The 16,773-nt window shown below is 43.9% G+C and carries 15 protein-coding genes and 1 pseudogene; 13 read left to right on the forward strand and 3 right to left on the reverse strand.

The features are described 5' to 3' along the window. Nucleotides 1-135: 135 nt before the first annotated feature. From ftsW to HZA08_08455, 13 genes are all read left to right on the forward strand, one after another. Nucleotides 136-1,356: a putative lipid II flippase FtsW gene (gene ftsW, locus HZA08_08395; GenBank protein MBI5193443.1), complete on the forward strand. Its 1,221-nt coding sequence runs from the start codon at nucleotides 136-138 to the stop codon at nucleotides 1,354-1,356. 259 nt (nucleotides 1,357-1,615) lie between these two features. Beyond that, entirely contained in the window at nucleotides 1,616-2,704 is a 1,089-nt protein-coding gene (murG, locus tag HZA08_08400) for an undecaprenyldiphospho-muramoylpentapeptide beta-N-acetylglucosaminyltransferase (protein ID MBI5193444.1), read from the forward strand. A gap of 201 nt (nucleotides 2,705-2,905) precedes the next feature. After that, entirely contained in the window at nucleotides 2,906-4,342 is a 1,437-nt protein-coding gene (locus tag HZA08_08405) for a UDP-N-acetylmuramate--L-alanine ligase (GenBank protein ID MBI5193445.1), read from the forward strand. Nucleotides 4,343-4,634: 292 nt separating this feature from the next. Then, nucleotides 4,635-5,552 carry a UDP-N-acetylmuramate dehydrogenase gene (murB, locus tag HZA08_08410; protein ID MBI5193446.1) on the forward strand — a complete coding sequence of 306 codons (918 nt, stop codon included), beginning with the start codon at nucleotides 4,635-4,637 and terminating at the stop codon, nucleotides 5,550-5,552. Then, nucleotides 5,549-6,637, forward strand: coding sequence for a D-alanine--D-alanine ligase (locus HZA08_08415; protein ID MBI5193447.1), 1,089 nt, complete (start codon nucleotides 5,549-5,551; stop codon nucleotides 6,635-6,637). The genes murB and HZA08_08415 overlap by 4 nt, the downstream gene beginning before the upstream one ends. Before the next feature lie 50 nt (nucleotides 6,638-6,687). After that, nucleotides 6,688-7,653 (forward strand): FtsQ-type POTRA domain-containing protein, encoded by a 966-nt coding sequence (locus HZA08_08420; protein MBI5193448.1) that lies wholly within the window; start codon nucleotides 6,688-6,690, stop codon nucleotides 7,651-7,653. 13 nt (nucleotides 7,654-7,666) lie between these two features. Continuing rightward, the gene (ftsA, locus tag HZA08_08425; protein MBI5193449.1) at nucleotides 7,667-8,893 is read left to right on the forward strand and encodes a cell division protein FtsA; all 1,227 of its coding nucleotides are present in this window, start codon (nucleotides 7,667-7,669) and stop codon (nucleotides 8,891-8,893) included. Nucleotides 8,894-8,990: 97 nt separating this feature from the next. Continuing rightward, the gene (gene ftsZ, locus HZA08_08430) at nucleotides 8,991-10,130 is read left to right on the forward strand and encodes a cell division protein FtsZ (GenBank protein MBI5193450.1); all 1,140 of its coding nucleotides are present in this window, start codon (nucleotides 8,991-8,993) and stop codon (nucleotides 10,128-10,130) included. A gap of 2 nt (nucleotides 10,131-10,132) precedes the next feature. Further along, nucleotides 10,133-10,990 carry a peptidoglycan editing factor PgeF gene (gene pgeF / locus HZA08_08435; GenBank protein ID MBI5193451.1) on the forward strand — a complete coding sequence of 286 codons (858 nt, stop codon included), beginning with the start codon at nucleotides 10,133-10,135 and terminating at the stop codon, nucleotides 10,988-10,990. A gap of 168 nt (nucleotides 10,991-11,158) precedes the next feature. After that, nucleotides 11,159-11,914 (forward strand): YggS family pyridoxal phosphate-dependent enzyme, encoded by a 756-nt coding sequence (locus HZA08_08440; GenBank protein MBI5193452.1) that lies wholly within the window; start codon nucleotides 11,159-11,161, stop codon nucleotides 11,912-11,914. An 84-nt stretch (nucleotides 11,915-11,998) separates the two neighbouring features. Beyond that, nucleotides 11,999-12,814 (forward strand): pyrroline-5-carboxylate reductase, encoded by an 816-nt coding sequence (gene proC, locus HZA08_08445; GenBank protein ID MBI5193453.1) that lies wholly within the window; start codon nucleotides 11,999-12,001, stop codon nucleotides 12,812-12,814. After that, a complete protein-coding gene (locus tag HZA08_08450; GenBank protein MBI5193454.1) occupies nucleotides 12,815-13,111 on the forward strand; it encodes a YggT family protein in 297 nt (98 codons plus the stop codon). It begins immediately after the preceding gene. A gap of 89 nt (nucleotides 13,112-13,200) precedes the next feature. Continuing rightward, nucleotides 13,201-14,502, forward strand: coding sequence for a penicillin-binding protein (locus tag HZA08_08455; protein ID MBI5193455.1), 1,302 nt, complete (start codon nucleotides 13,201-13,203; stop codon nucleotides 14,500-14,502). Here HZA08_08455 and HZA08_08460 read toward each other — a convergent pair. From HZA08_08460 to HZA08_08470, 3 genes and pseudogenes are all read right to left on the reverse strand, one after another. Continuing rightward, nucleotides 14,460-14,846: pseudogene (locus HZA08_08460) on the reverse strand (cupin domain-containing protein). The gene HZA08_08455 and the pseudogene HZA08_08460 sit on opposite strands and share 43 nt — an antisense overlap. 48 nt (nucleotides 14,847-14,894) lie before the next feature. Continuing rightward, nucleotides 14,895-16,025: an ATP-binding protein gene (locus HZA08_08465; GenBank protein MBI5193456.1), complete on the reverse strand. Its 1,131-nt coding sequence runs from the start codon at nucleotides 16,023-16,025 to the stop codon at nucleotides 14,895-14,897. Nucleotides 16,026-16,148: 123 nt separating this feature from the next. Then, nucleotides 16,149-16,412: a hypothetical protein gene (locus tag HZA08_08470; GenBank protein MBI5193457.1), complete on the reverse strand. Its 264-nt coding sequence runs from the start codon at nucleotides 16,410-16,412 to the stop codon at nucleotides 16,149-16,151. Nucleotides 16,413-16,773: the final 361 nt, after the last annotated feature.

Below are 16,773 nucleotides of genomic sequence, written 5' to 3' on the forward strand. Positions count from 1 at the left end.
AGGTTTCACAAAGGAGGATGAAAACCACCCCCCCAAGCCCCCCCTTGTTAAGGGGGGGAAAGTTCCTTTGGTGCTCAATGGCCAACGGCAATCCCCCCCTTTGTTCAAGGGGGGGCATGGGGGGGTCATTTTCGGATGAATATTTTAAGCAATAATATTATTTTCTCAGGGGCATTGAAGGACAACACCTCACAAGAGCCTGTTCAGAAAGACCCGTTACTGCTTATTGCTGTAATAGGACTGGTTGCATTCGGGACGATTATGATCTTCAGCTCAAGCCACATTATGGCGTTTAATAATTATCATGATTCTTTCTATTTCCTGAAAAAACAGGTTATCTGGTCGGTAATATCAATCATCGGGATGGTTATTGCTTCACGTATCAGTGTTGATATTTGGAAGAAGCTCCCTATACCGCTTATAATATTATCGTACATCCTTCTCCTGCTTGTCCTGATACCTGGAGTCGGGTCTCAGATAAACAATGCAAGACGCTGGTTCAGGATAGGCCCCATGTCTTTCCAGCCTTCTGAACTCGCAAAATTGGCTGTGATAATCTATCTTTCTTCATATCTGGCCAACAGAGGTGAAAGGATAAGGGATTTCTGGAACGGGTTTATCCCACCGCTTCTTATTGTAGGTATTATGTCCGGTTTAATCCTTGTGGAACCGGACATGGGCACGGCATTTGTTATAGGAGTAGGGTCTGCTGCAATGCTTTTTATCGGCGGTGCAAGTCTGGCCCACATAACAGGATTGTCCCTGTTATTCCTTCCGGCAGGTTTCTTCCTTGTAAAAAACATGGGATACAGGATAAACAGGATAAAGGCTTTTTTAAACCCATGGGCAGACCCTTTTGGTGTCGGCTACCAGATAAGCCAGTCATTCATAGCATTTGGAGACGGCGGGTTTATGGGCAGGGGGATTGGTGACGGCAGACAGAAACTCTTCTTTCTTCCGGAGGCCCATACGGACTTTGTATTTTCAGTGATTGGTGAAGAGCTTGGATTTTTAGGATGCCTGTTTGTTGTAATGTTTTTTATCTTCTTCCTTTGGCGGTGCTTCAGTATAATTAAGACCCATTGGGGGTCATTTGAGGGCTATATGTCTACAGGAATAACAATATTTATCGGGGTTCAGATAGTGCTTAATCTGTTTGTTGTTACAGGAATGTTTCCAACAAAAGGGCTTGCCCTGCCCTTCATAAGTTTTGGAGGGACATCACTTCTGACAAACATGGCAATGGTCGGCATCCTCTATTCCATCTCAGGGAAAGAACCTGATACAAAAAATGCAGAGCCACATTGGTTTTTAAAATACAGTAAGCAGGTAGCAGTAAGCAGTAAGCAGAAGTAAGAAGCAAGAAGTAAGAAGCAAGATTGAGATTAAGTTTGAGATTGAGATAAGCAATATGTGGGAGAGTGTGCTAAGTTTATTCCCTCCCCCTTGACGGGGAAGGGTCAGGGTGGGGGTGAGCTTTGGTGATTTTCGGGTGAACTCCCATGAACCGAGGGTTCACAAAGGGCCATGAAAATCAGCGGGACAAGAAAGTCCCGCCTATCCTCGTTGATATGGATAGGCGGGGTTTTCTTACCCCGCCGGAGGTGATTTTCGGGTGAATATTATGCGTGTAATAATTGCCGGAGGGGGCACAGGTGGTCACCTCTATCCTGGGATAGCGGTGGCAGAAGAATTTTACAGACAGGATAGGGATTCTGATGTCCTTTTTGTAGGAACACAGCAGGGGATAGAGGCAAGGATTGTCCCGAAAGAGGGTTATAAATTGGAGACTATACCGGCCGGCGGTATAGCAAATAAAAAGATTGTTGCAAAACTAATGTCCAGTATAAAGATGATAGAGGGATTTATTAAGGCTATGAAGATACTGAGAAGATTTAACCCTGATGTCGTTATTGGAGTAGGGGGATATGCCTCAGTGCCTATGCTTTCTGCTGCAGCAATACTCAGATTTCCAACAATCATAATGGAACAGAACCTTATTCCCGGTCTTGCAAACAGGACATTATCACGGATAGTTGACAGGGTTATTGTGGCCTTTGAAGGATCAAAGAAATTCTTTAAGAGAAATGTTGAGGTTCTTGGTAATCCTGTCAGGAAGGGCATAGCAGGCTGTACGCATAAAAAAAACAGTGACTTCGTAATCTTTGTATTCGGCGGAAGCCAGGGGGCAAGCGCTATTAATAAGGCTGTTGCAGGGTCTCTTGATTATCTTAAAAAGGAATCATCAGGCATAAGATTTCTGCACCAGACAGGAGAAAAGGACTTTGAATGGGTCAGAGACTCTTACAGAAAATCAGGTATTCCTGCAGATGTAACACCTTATATTTATAATATGGAAGAGGCTTATAATAAGGCAGATATCGTAATCTCAAGGGCAGGGGCAACATCTATTGCAGAGATCTCCGCATGTGGAAGACCGGCAATCCTTATCCCCTATCCTTTTGCTGCTCATGACCATCAACAGCATAATGCAGAATATCTGCAATCAATGGGTACTGCAGAAGTAATCTCAGAGTCAGACTTAACAGGAAAAAAAGTAGCTGAAAAAATAACATATTTCCTGTATAACAGAGATAGACTAAAACAAATGTCTGAGAAGAGTGCAGGGATTTATAGAAAGACAGCAGCAAGTGATATTGTGAAGTTGTGTGTGGGGCTGGCAAGGATTAAAGACAGTGAATAGTGAATAGTTAATAGTAAGAGGTGAGCAAAGATAAGACTTCCCCTCCCTTGAGGGGAGGGGATTAAGGGGAGGGTGGGCATCGGAAATGCCCACCCCCTATAACTCTCCCCGCAAGGGAGATGGCACTATGTAATTCCCTCCCCTTCAAGGGGAGGGTTAGGGTGGGGATGGGGTTATCTTCATCAGTGCAAAGGAGACAACTTGTTTAGAAAAATACAGCATATTCATTTCACAGGCATCGGCGGTTCGGGCATGAGCGGGATTGCTGAGGTCCTGCTGAATCTTGGATACAAGGTAAGCGGTTCAGATATGAATGAGTCGGATGTTATTCAGAGACTCAGAAAAGCAGGCGGGCACATCACAATAGGGCATAGCGGATCAAATGTTAAGGGTGCTCAGGTTGTAGTAATTTCATCAGCAGTCTCTAATACCAATGCAGAGGTAGTTGCTGCAAAAGAGTCATCTATACCGGTTATTCAAAGGGCAGAGATGCTGGCTGAATTGATGCGTCTTAAATTCGGTATTGCGATTGCAGGGGCGCACGGTAAGACTACAACAACATCAATGGTAGCAAGTGTAATGGCATCGGCAGGCTTAGACCCGACTGTTGTAATAGGCGGCAAACTTAACAGTATAGGGAGTAATGCAAAACTGGGGCAGAGCGAATTCCTTGTAGCTGAGGCAGATGAAAGCGATGGCTCCTTCATGAAGCTTTCCCCTTCAATCGCAATTGTGACAAATATAGATGCTGAACATCTTGATTATTACAAAGATATTGGAAGTATTAAAAAGACCTTTGTAAATTTTATCAACAAGATACCTTTTTACGGGGTCGCCATACTTTGTGCTGATAATGAAAATGTAAGAGATATTCTACCTTCAATTGAAAAAAGATACATGACCTACAGTATCAGGAAAAAGGCCGACATTACTGCAACTGAAATAGAGATTGAAAACGGGAGGTCAAGATTCAGGGTCTTGTTTAAAGGCGTAGACATGGGTAAATTTGTCCTGCCTATTCCCGGTACGCATAATATCAGTAATGCACTGACATGTATCGGTGTTGCTGTTGAACTTGACATAAAAATAGATGACGTAAGGAAGGCATTAAAGGAATTCAGCGGGGTGGAGAGAAGATTCCAGATTGTCGGCAAGATCAGCAGAATCGGAAGGAATGATGATAATTCCCCCCCTTTGTTTAAGGGGGGGGCAGGGGGGGTTATTCCTGACGATATTCTGATTGTTGATGATTATGGACATCACCCTACAGAGATAGCGGCTACCCTGTCTGCTGCAAAAGATGGTTGGAAAAGGCGTACTGTTGTGTTATTTCAGCCCCATCGCTACACAAGGACAAGGGATTTAATGAACGAATTTGCAGGTGCATTCGATAATGCAGACATACTGATAGTAACTGAGATATATCCTGCAGGAGAAAAACCTGTTGAAGGTATAAGCGGCGAAAGGCTCTGTAATGAAATCCGTAAACACGGTCATAAAGACGTGGTGTTTATACCGGATAAGAATGACATTACCGGATATATTCATGAGATTATCATGCCCGGAGATATGATACTTACACTCGGCGCAGGAGATATTTGGAAGATAGGAAGGAAGGTTTTGGAGGAAAGCAGGTAGTTAGGCTGAAGGCTCAAGGTAGAAGGTAGAAGTAAGTGGCAAGACATTCCCTCCTCCTTGAGGGGGGAGGGCCAGGGTGGGGGTGAGCTGTGGGGATTTTCGAATGAACCGTCATGAGCGGGGCGCTCACAAAGGGCAATGAAAACCCCACCCTCACCCTAACCCTCTCCCTGAGGGAGAGGGGGCTGAGTTGATTCCCTCCCCTTCAAGGGGAGGGTTAGGGTGGGGATGGGGTTGATTTTCGGATGAACAGACTTGGAGATAACACGTGAGTTCAAGGGTACAGAACAGCATGAAAAAAGTGCTTTCAGGGTTAAAGGGTGCGGTTCTTTTTAATGAACCCATGAGTAAGCATACGTCATTCATGATTGGCGGACCTGCTGAGGTGATGGTTTTTCCTGCTGATGAGGCTGAATTGGCCTGTATTATTAATTCAGCAAGGGCTGAAAGGATACCGCTGTTTGTTCTTGGCGAGGGGTCTAATCTCCTTGTTAGGGATAAAGGGATTAAGGGCATTGTTATATCGCTTTCATCACCACAGTCAGGAGACAGTTTCAGGAAAATAGTACCTGTGAAGGAAGATGCGTCACAGTCATTTATATACGCCGGTGCGGGTATAGCCTTATCAAGATTGCTCAGCTATACAGTGCAGAAAGGTCTTACAGGTATTGAGTTTACTGCCGGCATCCCAGGCTCACTCGGCGGCGCAGTCATTATGAATGCAGGTTCTTATGGAAAAGAGATGAAGGATATACTGGAGTCAGTACGTATAATTGACAGGATGGGCAAGATAACTGACATCCCGGCAAAAGATATACTTTTTAAATACAGGTGTTCACATATTCACGGCATTGCTGTTGTAGGTGCTTTATTAAAACTGAAAAAGGGTGACCAAAATAAAATTAAGGAGGCAGTCAGGAATAACCTTCTTATGAAAAAGGGGTCACAGCCTCTCACCAAGCCCAATGCCGGATCAATCTTTAAGAATCCTTATGAAGGAGCAGCATGGAAACTGATTGACTCAGTAGGTATGCGCGGTGTAACAGCAGGCGGGGCAATAGTCTCGGAAAAACATACAAATTTTATTCTTAATAATGGAAGTGCCAATGCACGGGATGTTATAACTCTTATCAGGCAGATCGGGAGCAGGGTGGAAAAAGAAAAAGGGATAACACTGGAATTAGAAGTGAGGATAGTAGGGGCGGCATGATTACAGGAAAAAGGATTGGGGTACTAATGGGAGGGATATCATCGGAACGGGACATTTCTCTCAAGACAGGGAATCTTGTTGCATCCGCCTTAAAGAGGCTTGGTTATGACGTTACCCCGGTTGATATGGGATATGACCTGCCTTCAAGGATTGAAGAAGAGGGGATAGAGGCCGCCTTTATTGCACTTCACGGCAGGTATGGGGAAGATGGATGTGTCCAGGGACTGCTTGAGATTCTGGGCATCCCCTATACCGGCTCAGGCATTGCGGCAAGTGCAATATGCATGGACAAACTTCTTTCAAAGAAGATGTTTGAATATTACGGCATACCGACACCGGAATATTCAGTTTACGAACAACCCCACCCTCACCTTAATCCTCTCCCTGAGGGAGAGGAAAATTCCCGCCCCTTCAAGGGGAGGGTTAGGGAGGGGATGGGGTTATTTTCGGATGAACCGGTCATGAGCGAGGCGCTCACAAAGGACAACGAAAATCCCCCCCTTTTTTCAAGGGGGGGCATGGGGGGGTTATTTTCGGGTGAACAAGGTATTGATCCAAATTCCATCAAATATCCCGTAGTAGTAAAACCCTGCCGCGAAGGTTCTACAATAGGAATAAGCATCGTCTCCAAACCGGAAGGCTTGCAGGAGGCGCTGGATAAAGCGATTGAATACGGAGACAAGGTTATTATTGAAAAGTACATCAGCGGTATAGAAGTTACTGCAGGGATACTTGATAATAAGCCACTGCCGCTTGTTGAGATTAATCCCATCGGCGGATTTTATGATTTTACAACCAAGACATCAAAGGGGATGGCAGACTATATAGTCCCTGCAAGGCTTTCAGCATCAGTAACAGAAAGTATTAAGGATATTGCATTGAAGACACATTTATCATTAGGGTGCTGTTATGTGTCACGGGTAGACTTCAGGGTTGACCCCGCCGGCAATCCTTATGTTCTGGAGGTAAATACAGTCCCCGGTATGACAGAAACAAGCCTCCTGCCTATGGCGGCAAAAGCAGCAGGTATCGGCTATGATGAACTTGTTGAGATGATACTTTCATCAGCATTTATAAAGAAGTAGGGACTCCGCTAAAATCCCCTCCCCCTTGAGGGGGAAGGGTTAGGATGGGGGTGAGCTTTGGAGATTCTCGAGTCGAATATTGGAATTCAAATATAATGTATTTTTACAAATATAAACCAAATAAAAAATCTTATGGAAACAAGGCAAAATCTACCGGCAATAAAGGCCGGTCAAAGGGGCTGTCCAAAGGACTAAGCAATGGGATTATTAAGGGGATCGGCAGGGGGATTAGAGGCTATGCAAAGTTTTTGATTATTATTCTTGCCATAGTCCCTGTCTTGTATCTGGCAGATAAGGCGATTGCTGTTGCACATAACCGTATTTCTTTTTCATCGCATGTACCGGCTTTACCCACTGATCTTGTGAGTAGTTTTTTAAAGATTAAGTCAGTAACACTAAGCGGCAATAAATTTGTTACAGAAGAGGAGGTTTCTCCTTACCTGGACGGGCTGAAAGGTACTAATATTTTTAAGGCGGATATAAAAACCCTGATGAATAAGTTAAAAGAACACCCGTGGATAAAGGATGTAACAGTAAAGAGGGAACTGCCGGCCTCAATACTGGTAAATATCCTTGAAAGGATGCCGGCGTTATACATCAGCAGTAATGGGAGACTCTATCTTGCAGATGAAGACGGAGTATTTTTAGGTGAAAAACCGGAAAGCGTGTTAAACCTTCCTGTGGTATATGGTGTTTCATTGAGGGGGGCAGGGTCAGGAATAAAGGCAGGGGAAACAGTGTCAGCAGAAGGTATGCAGTCTGCACTCGAAGTTAAGAAAGAGCTGACTGCTATTCCTTGGATGGATATATCGTCTTCAGGTATAGAGATAAACGACAGTAATCAGGTAACCCTTCATCTGAAAGAATATAGTATAAGGCTTGGAAGAGGGGAATATAAAGAGAAGCTGAGACGTTTTCATGAACTGGCAAAAAATTTCAGGGATAAAGGTACTTCTTTTAAAGAGGTTGACCTCAGATTTAAAAATCAGGTTATTGTAAAGGAAGCTGGAACATAATAAGGGGGAAGTGATGGCGAAGAAAGACAACTTTACGGCAGGGCTTGACATAGGTACAACTAAGATAAGTGTACTGGTTGCAGAACCTGCCGGTGATAACAAGATAAACATTCTCGGCACAGGTACAAGCCAGGCAAAGGGATTGAAGAAAGGTGTTGTTGTTAATATTGAAGAAACTGTTGATTCCATAATGAAGGCTGTTCAGGAGGCGGAACAAAAGACAGGGGTAAAGATAAAAAATGTTCATACCGGCATTACAGGCAGTCATATTACCGGTATTAACAGCAAAGGTGTAATAGGGATTAAAGAGCAGGAGGTATCAATGGCAGACATAGACAGGGCTATTGAAGCGGCCCGGGCTGTTGCCATACCACCTGACAGGGAGATACTGCATGTTATACCGCAGGAATTTATTATAGACGGACAGGGCGGCATTAAAAACCCTCTTGGCATATCCGGTGTGAGGCTTGAGGTGCAGGTACACATAATTACAGGGGCATCTAATTCTGTTCAGAATATTGTTAAGAGTATAAACAAGGCAGGGCTTGAGGTTGCAGATATTATCTTACAGCCGCTCGCATCCAGTGAGTCTGTGTTGACTCAGGATGAAAAGGACCTCGGTGTAGCACTTATAGACATCGGCGGCGGAACAACTGATGTGGCCTTATTCATTAATGGTTCTGTATTCCATACCGCTGTCATAGGATTAGGCGGACTCAACATTACAAATGACCTTGCTATAGGGCTTAGAACCACAACTACAGAGGCTGAGAGGCTTAAGGTTGAATATGGCTGTGCGCTTACTTCAAGGGCAAAGGAAGAAGATCCTATTGAGATCTCCGGAATAGGCGGCAGACCGCCCAGACTTGTCTCAAAACAGATGATCTCAGAGATAATCGAACCACGGGTTGAAGAGATTTTCACCATTGCATTAAAAGAGTTGAAGAAGATAGACTACACAGATCTGCTCTCATCAGGGATTGTTATTACAGGCGGCAGCAGCAGCATGGATGGTATGGTAGATGTAGCAGAAAAGATTACAGGTATGCCTGTCAGGGTAGGCATACCGAATACAGCAGGTATCCCGGCGGTATATAATCAACCAATGTACTCTTCAAGCATAGGTATACTGCTTTGTGCCTTACAACAACAGGGGATGCCGGAAAGGTCAGTCAAAAACGGCTATGCGTTTAATAATATTTTCAAGGTGATGAAAGGCTGGTTTAGCGGGGTGTTTTAAGTGCGATACGATAAAAATTCCCTCCCCTTCAAGGGGAGGGTTAGGGTGGGGATGGGTTTTAAGAAATAAGAGAACATATTAAAAAGGAGGATCAATAATGTTTGAATTAGAAGAAATTATTGAGGGCGGGGCAAAGATTAAGGTTGTCGGGGTCGGCGGGTGCGGCAGTAATGCCGTAAATAATATGATAGCCGCAAACCTCATCGGTGTGGAGTTTATTGCAATCAACACTGATGTGCAGGCACTCAAAGGCTCAAAGGCGGCATCACGTATACAGATCGGCAATAAACTCACAAAGGGTCTTGGGGCCGGCGCTAATCCGGATGTAGGCAGGGATGCGGCACTTGAAGATGAAGATGTGCTTAGAGAGATACTTGCCGATACTGACATGGTATTTGTTACTGCGGGGATGGGAGGCGGTACCGGTACAGGGGCCGCACCGGTGATCGCTGATATAGCAAAGGGTCTTGGGGTACTGACCGTTGCTGTTGTAACAAAGCCGTTTCAGTATGAGATGGGGAAGAGGATTGCTTATGCTGAAAGGGGCCTTGATGAACTGAAAAAATATGCTGATACAGTTATCGTTATTCCTAATGAACGTGTCAGGAGTATGGTTGAGAAGAGTACGCCTGCTACAGAGGCATTTAAGTTAGCTGATGATGTATTAAGGCAGGCAGTACAGGGGATATCTGATATTATAACGAGGCCCGGTTATATTAATGTAGACTTTGCTGATATAAGGACAATAATGAGTTTCACAGGCCGTGCTGTTATGGGCATGGGGTCAGGTTCCGGAGAAGGAAGGGCTATGGAGGCAGTGAAGCGTGCTATAGCAAGCCCTCTGCTTGAAGAGAATTCCATTGAAGGTGCAAAGGGTATCTTAATTAACATATCAGGGGGTGCAGACCTCTCCCTCCATGAGATGTCAGAGGCATCATCTATTATCCAGAAGGCGGTTGATGCAGATGCACATGTAATATTGGGATGCGTAATAGATGAAACACTTGGAGACAAGGTAACTGTTACAGTTATAGCAACCGGCTTTGATGCAGTCAAACCGGTTGCAGCATCAATAAGACAACTACAGCTTGTCAGTGCCGGAGATTCAATGGAATCAGAATATGAAAAACCTGCCTTTATGAGAAAGACCGGAAATCATGAATACAGAAACGATGCACTACATGCAGAGGAAGATGACCTGGAACTACCGGCATTTTTAAGGAGAAAACTGAATTAAAGATGAGTGCAGACACTTTAACAGAAACTAATGAAAAACAATATCTGTCTTTGCCTGAGCTTGAAAGAGATGGGATAAGGCATTTTTTTACAATTAGGAAGAATAATGCTTATAAAAATCCCCCTCCCCTTAATCCCCTCCCGCAAGGGGAGGGGAGATATGAAGTACAATCAAGGGGAGATGGTCAGGGGGATCCGCAGAATTCCCTCCCCTTCAAGGGGAGGGTTAGGGTGGGGATGGGGTTCGCTACCGATAATCTCATCCTCGCAAAGCAGGTACACGGAGACGACATCCTTATTATTGATAAACCGGTGGATGATGTAAAAAAGCTTAAAGAGTATGCAACTGCTAAACAGTGTGATGCAATAATTACAAATCAGAGAAATGTCGGCATTGGTGTTGTAAGCGCTGACTGCCTCCCTGCCCTCCTGTATGACCCTGTTCATTCTGTTATTGCAGCAGTACATGCAGGCTGGAGGGGAACGCTGAAAGGGATAATGTCAAAGGTTGTATGTCAGATGATGGATATGTTTGATTGCAGACCTGAAGATATAGTTGCCGGAATTGGTCCTGTAATAGGGGAATGTTGTTATGAAGTCGGGGACATTGTTGCTAAGCCTATTAACGAATCAAACCCTGCATGGGGATCATTTTTAAAGCCATTAGAAAACGGTAGATCAATACTTAATCTTACAGGTCTTAATAGTTTTCAGATAGAAGCGGTGGGTGTACAAAGAACGAACATTTTCAATTTGGGCTTGTGTACATCATGCAACAAAGACCTGTTCCCATCATATAGAAGGGATGGTATAGGGACTGGAAGAATAATCAGCGGAATTGAAATGAAAAGTGAACAGTGAGCAGAAGTAAGAGGTTAGATGAAAGAAGCAAGAAGTTAGAAGTAAGAATCGTAACAGAGATTCCCCCTCCGCAAATTCAAATGACGGGAGGGGGTACTTAAATTATCCCCTCCCCCTTGAGGGGGGAGGGTTAGGGTGGGGGTGAGCAACGGCCATTTCCGCAAAACTATGAGAAGTACCATTGCAGAGCGGCTGCAAATAATACAAAAGAGGATAGCTTATGCGGCAGGTCGTGCCGGAAGAAGCCCGGAGGAGATAACACTGGTTGTAGTTTCAAAGGGTTTCAGTATAGACAGGATAAAAGAGGCAATAGATGCAGGGGTAACGATATTCGGTGAAAACAAGGTACAGGAGTTATTGCCTAAGATAGAGGCAGTTGGACACGGAGTGCCGATGCCGATAGCCTGGCACTTTATAGGACACTTACAGGGGAACAAGGTAAAATACATTACAGGAGAGGTTGATTTGATTCACTCTATAGATAGTCTGAAATTAGCTGAAGAAGTAAACTTCAGGGCTGGTAAAAAAGGGATTGTTCAGAATATCCTGCTTGAGGTAAATGTCTCAGGAGAAGAGAGCAAGTTCGGCATACATCCTGATGAAACGGCTGATATTGTAACAGGAGTTTCTAAGTTAAGTAATGTGGCATTGAAAGGGTTGATGACTATTGCACCATATTCAGAAAATCCTGAGGACTCAAGACCCCATTTCCGTAAACTTCGTGAAATCAGGGATGACCTTAAACGCATAGTTTGGCAATCCCCTCTCCCCTTGCGGGAGAGGGATAGGGTGAGGGGGGGGTATCTCCATGACCTTTCCATGGGCATGAGCAATGACTTTGAGACAGCAATAGAAGAAGGTGCGACATTAGTGAGAGTAGGGTCAGCGATATTTGGAGAGCGCGGCGTTCACAAAGGGCCATGAAAATCAGCGGGACAAGAATGTCCCGCCTATCCTCGTAGAAATGGATAGGCGGGGTTTTCTTACCCCGCCGGAAGGGATTTTCGAGTGAAAAGAAAAAAACTTTGCATACTCGGTACAGGCAATATGGGAGATGCTATACTGAGTGGCATACTTTCTGCAAGATTATATAAGAAGAGTGATATTATTGTTTCAGATATATCTGAAGAAAGGCTGTCAAAGGTAAGATCAAAACACGGGATAGAGACCATACAGCATAATATTGAGGCATGTACCTCCTCAAGAAATATTATTATTGCTGTTAAGCCGGGCTCCATGAAATCCCTGTTAGAAGAAATATCCGACACCATAAGCGAATCACATGTAATCGTATCTGTTGCAGCCGGCGTATCAATCAGCAGGATTCAGGGGTGGTTAAAAAAGGATGTGCCGGTAATCAGGGTTATGCCGAATACACCTGTAGTGGTAAGGGAAGGGATGACAGCTATAGCCCCCGGGCCTGGTGTCAAAGATACAGACCTAAGCGTCATAAAAATGGTATTTGATTCTATGGGAAAAACAGTTGTCCTTGGTGAAGAATACCTGAATGCAGTAACAGGACTCAGCGGAAGCGGGCCTGCTTATATCTTTACTATAATAGAGGCAATGTCTGATGGCGGGGTAAAGGCAGGTCTTCCGAGGAACACTGCAACTTTGTTGGCTGCACAGACCGTACTTGGCGCCGCAAAGATGGTTCTTGAGACCGGCAGTCATACCGGAATACTCAGGGACATGGTAACTTCTCCAGGCGGTACAACAATAGAGGGGCTTCATTGTATCGAGACCGCCGGAATCCGTGCCGCTTTGATAAGTGCTGTAGAACATGCAACACGAAGATCCAAAGAGCTTGAGAAAGGGGAATAGATGTTCGTATTTACTAACTTCCTGTCTGCTGTAGCCGAGATTATTGACTACATCCTTACATTCTATATGTACATCATAATAGCCAGGGCACTTATCTCATGGGTAAACCCGGATCCATATAATAAAATAGTCCAGTTACTTTTCAGGATTACAGAGCCTGTCCTGGACCCATTGCGTAAATTAGTTCCTGCATGGAAGCTTGGTTTAGACTTATCACCCATGATAGCAATATTAATAATAATGTTTTTAAAAAGGTTTCTTGTGAGTACATTAATGCAGATGGCTATGAGACAGTGAGCAGTAAGCAGTAAGCAGACAAAAGCAAAGAAATTTGTTTACTGTTTACTGTTTACTGCTCACTGCTTACTAAAAAAGGGAGGTGGCTTGTGGGGCAAAGATGGCGCCAATATCAGGACAGAAATAGAAAAGGTAGACCATATAAAGGGAAGACTGCATTTATTTTAATCTTTGTTGCAGTTATTATACTCTTCGCTGCCGGTTCACCATTTTTAAGTACATCAACAAGCCCTTCTCAAAAATTAAATTATACAATTGAAGAAAATAACTTCCGCATTAAATTTGACGGCAGTAATATCCGCATGGATGGTGAGATAACGCCTCTTTTAGATGAAAAGAAAGATGACAGGTACACTAAAAAGTTCGGGAAGGATGGGGAGGTCATTTATACAATTGACCCTGTTCTTCAGGAAAAGATGACTGAACTCTTCAGAAAGTTTCAGGTGCCATACGGGGCATTTGTAGCAATGAATCCAAAGACAGGCAGAGTGCTGGCAATGGTGGAATATTCAGAGGAAAATTCAGGTCCTGAGCACCTGGCACTGAGGGCAACCTATCCGGCGGCCTCAATATTCAAACTGATTACCGGTGCAGCAGCAATTGAAAATGGAAAGGCAGACCCCGAAACAGTTATAAATTTCAGCGGCGGACTGTATGCACTTTCAGCGAGAAACTGGAAGGATAATCCAAAAAGGGACAAGAATAAGATAACACTGGCGGATGCAATGGGGAAGTCATGTAATGTTGCATTTGCAAAGGTAGCACTAAGATGGCTCAACTCACGGGAACTGACCCGCTACGCCGAAAAATTCGGCTTTAACAAACCGGTTGATTTTGAACTTCCGGTTCAGACAAGCAGGATCCACGCTGAAAACTCAGAGGCAAGCATTGCAAAAACAGCCGCAGGATTCGGTGATGTAACTCTCTCACCGCTTCATGGCGTAATGATAGCATCTGCTATTGCTAACAACGGAAATATGATGGCGCCTAGGATTATTGACAGGGTCTCAGTTAACGGCCGCGAGATATATAATTTTAAATCAAAAGAGGTATCGCACTGTATTTCTGAGGCAACTGCAGAGAAACTAAAAAACATGATGATAAGGACTATAGAAAAAGGTACATCGAGGCATGCCTTTCACGCCCCCAACGGTGAATCATACCTTGGAGATATAACAGTAGGCGGTAAAACAGGCTCACTGGATGGAGACAATCCAAAAGGTGAATATAGCTGGTTTGTAGGCATGGCCCCGATAGAGAACCCGGAAATAGCAGTAGCCGCCCTTGTAATCAATAAACCCGTCTGGAAGATCAAAGCCCCATTCATAGCAAAGGAAGGATTAGTGACCTATTTCAACAAGGATAAAATGAAGGTCGCAAGTCTGAAGTAAACGGGAAAATTTTTCTGCTGTCTGCCGAATGTGTTATAAAAAAGTGGTTCTTTCTCAGATTGAATGGGTAAAGAATATTCCCTCCCCCTTGACGGGTGAGCAATTTCTCCTGCTTTAATATGTTTGATTACGCCGCCGCCCAGATAATACGCTGCTGTACCTGATATAACCGTCCATGTATCCTGGCCATTAGGATGAACATGCGCTGCGATTTCCTGTCCCGGACTAATATGCCAGACAATGATGACGAATTCCTCCGTTTACAGAACTACTGACCGGATTGGCTGTCCCTCGGAGGGATGGATAAATTCTGCAACCGAAAATATTCTTGACACTGATTCCATAGCTACAACCTCCTTGAGATTGTTAGGGGTGAATCAAAGCAACAGTACCTAATGCATTAAATCAATGCCTGCAAGGAACTCATGAACCGGCAGCATCTGCATCACCCTTGTAGATTTTTTCCTCTTCAGTGTATATACAAGCTGGATGGGTTTTACGTGTTTCAGGAATGCATGGAACTTATAAAGTGATTTTGAAAATTCATCATCACTCTCCTTTACCTCAATTATATGGGATGGCTTATTATCAATGAGCGTCAGGAAGTCTACCTCATTCTTATCCTTATCCCTCAGATAGTGGAGTGCGACTTTACTTCCCGTTGTATCCTCCAGAAAGTGAAGTTCCTTCAGGATGGCAAGGGCTACTACATTCTCCAGTTTTGCTGAAAAGTGTCCTTCAACTGCACCTGTATCATAGAAATAATATTTAGGTTCTTTTAACAGGCTGCGGCTTATATTCTTATGATATGGACGAACCGGAAATATAACATAAAGGCTCTCCAGTATCTGCAGCCAGTGTTTGACCGTGTGCACTGATACCTGCAAATCGTTTGCAAGAGAGGTGTATGAAGTATGTGACCCAACCCTTGTCCTGAGTAATTCAATCAGTATCTCGATCGCCTTTATATCCCGTACCCTCTCAAGGTCAAGCAGGTCTTCCCTGATAATTGTATCAATATGTGTACGCCGCCATCTTTTTGCATAAGTATCGCTACCTTTCAGATACGGTTCAGGAAAGCCGCCCAACTGAATCAGCTTATTGAGAGCCTGCATAGGGTCTTCCTTTAAAATAGTACAGATCTCCTTTACAGTAAGCGGGTGAAGCCGGTAAGAAAAATATCGTCCCGCCAGTGAATCACCACCTTTTCTTACAGTCTCAAGCCTTGCAGAACCTGTGACCAGCAGGTTAGGCTCTGCCCCTTCGGTATCAAATATTCCCTTAATCCAAGCTTTCCACCCCTTCATCTTATGGAGTTCATCAAAGATAACAAGCTCAACATCCCTCTGCCATTCAGCCTTACTGATAATCCTGCGGTCAGATGCTGAATCATAATTCAAGTACATAAATGAAGGAACGAGATTTTTTGAAAGAGTCGTCTTACCAACCTGCCTCGGGCCCGATATAATGACAACCTTCTCTTTCAGGTCTTTTTTAATAAATGCTTCCAGGTATCTGTCCACTTGGCTATTATGAACCATACTTCAAAATAGTCAAGACTTTTATGAAGTATGGTTCAGAATAGACGAAGGGGATTTTTTGATGTTTTGGGAGGTCTTTCAGTGGCTGTCAAATGATTTCAAAAATTAATCAAGAACTTTTGTTGCCCAACTGTATGATCCGTGAAATTCATACGGAAGATTCTGTAGAAATAGAAGACCTTCATTCATAGTCACAAATCGTTTAACTTTAGTGGATATTCTGTTAAAAATTCCAATCTTGGGTATTAATCCGTCAAGTCTATCTTGAGTTTCTGAGAACGTCACTGTGCCATCATCTTGCAATGTAAAAGTTGCTGACACCTCTGGGTGAGGTCTTTTTGAAGCACTCATTATATCTACATGTTTCATTTTAATATCCTCTCTTTATCACTTTTAGATTAGTGAAGATTTACTCGTGTTTCTTTTTCTTTATAAAAATTGCTACGGCCTCATCCTCCTCGGGTTTAGGGAAAAGACAATCGTTACAGGACTTTCTATCCAGCTCCAGTTTTTCATTCCTTTTCTCCTTTTATTTACCAAACCCGTTATATCCCTTTCTTTTATCCACGTCAACGCTATCTCAGCATTTTTCGTAACCCTTCAGTGAGGCGTGGTGACACGAAAAAACTACTTGCGTTCTGGTTGCCATCTATGGTACAACATGATGAATGGAGATGGCGGTCAGATATCGTGGCAGAGAATTCGCCCATGAGGAAATAGCCGAAGTACG

It is taken from the genome of Nitrospirota bacterium (assembly GCA_016212215.1).
Taxonomy (GTDB): domain Bacteria; phylum Nitrospirota; class 9FT-COMBO-42-15; order HDB-SIOI813; family HDB-SIOI813; genus JACRGV01.

Bases quoted from the DNA above. Each gene is read 5' to 3' on its own strand.
- ftsZ (MBI5193450.1), top strand. From the start codon at position 8,991: ATGTTTGAATTAGAAGAAATTATTGAGGGCGGGGCAAAGATTAAGGTT.
- pgeF (MBI5193451.1), top strand. From the start codon at position 10,133: ATGAGTGCAGACACTTTAACAGAAACTAATGAAAAACAATATCTGTCT.
- ftsW (MBI5193443.1), top strand. From the start codon at position 136: ATGAATATTTTAAGCAATAATATTATTTTCTCAGGGGCATTGAAGGAC.
- HZA08_08470 (MBI5193457.1), bottom strand. From the start codon at position 16,412: ATGAAACATGTAGATATAATGAGTGCTTCAAAAAGACCTCACCCAGAG.
- HZA08_08450 (MBI5193454.1), top strand. From the start codon at position 12,815: ATGTTCGTATTTACTAACTTCCTGTCTGCTGTAGCCGAGATTATTGAC.
- ftsA (MBI5193449.1), top strand. From the start codon at position 7,667: ATGGCGAAGAAAGACAACTTTACGGCAGGGCTTGACATAGGTACAACT.
- HZA08_08415 (MBI5193447.1), top strand. From the start codon at position 5,549: ATGATTACAGGAAAAAGGATTGGGGTACTAATGGGAGGGATATCATCG.
- murB (MBI5193446.1), top strand. From the start codon at position 4,635: ATGAAAAAAGTGCTTTCAGGGTTAAAGGGTGCGGTTCTTTTTAATGAA.
- HZA08_08440 (MBI5193452.1), top strand. From the start codon at position 11,159: ATGAGAAGTACCATTGCAGAGCGGCTGCAAATAATACAAAAGAGGATA.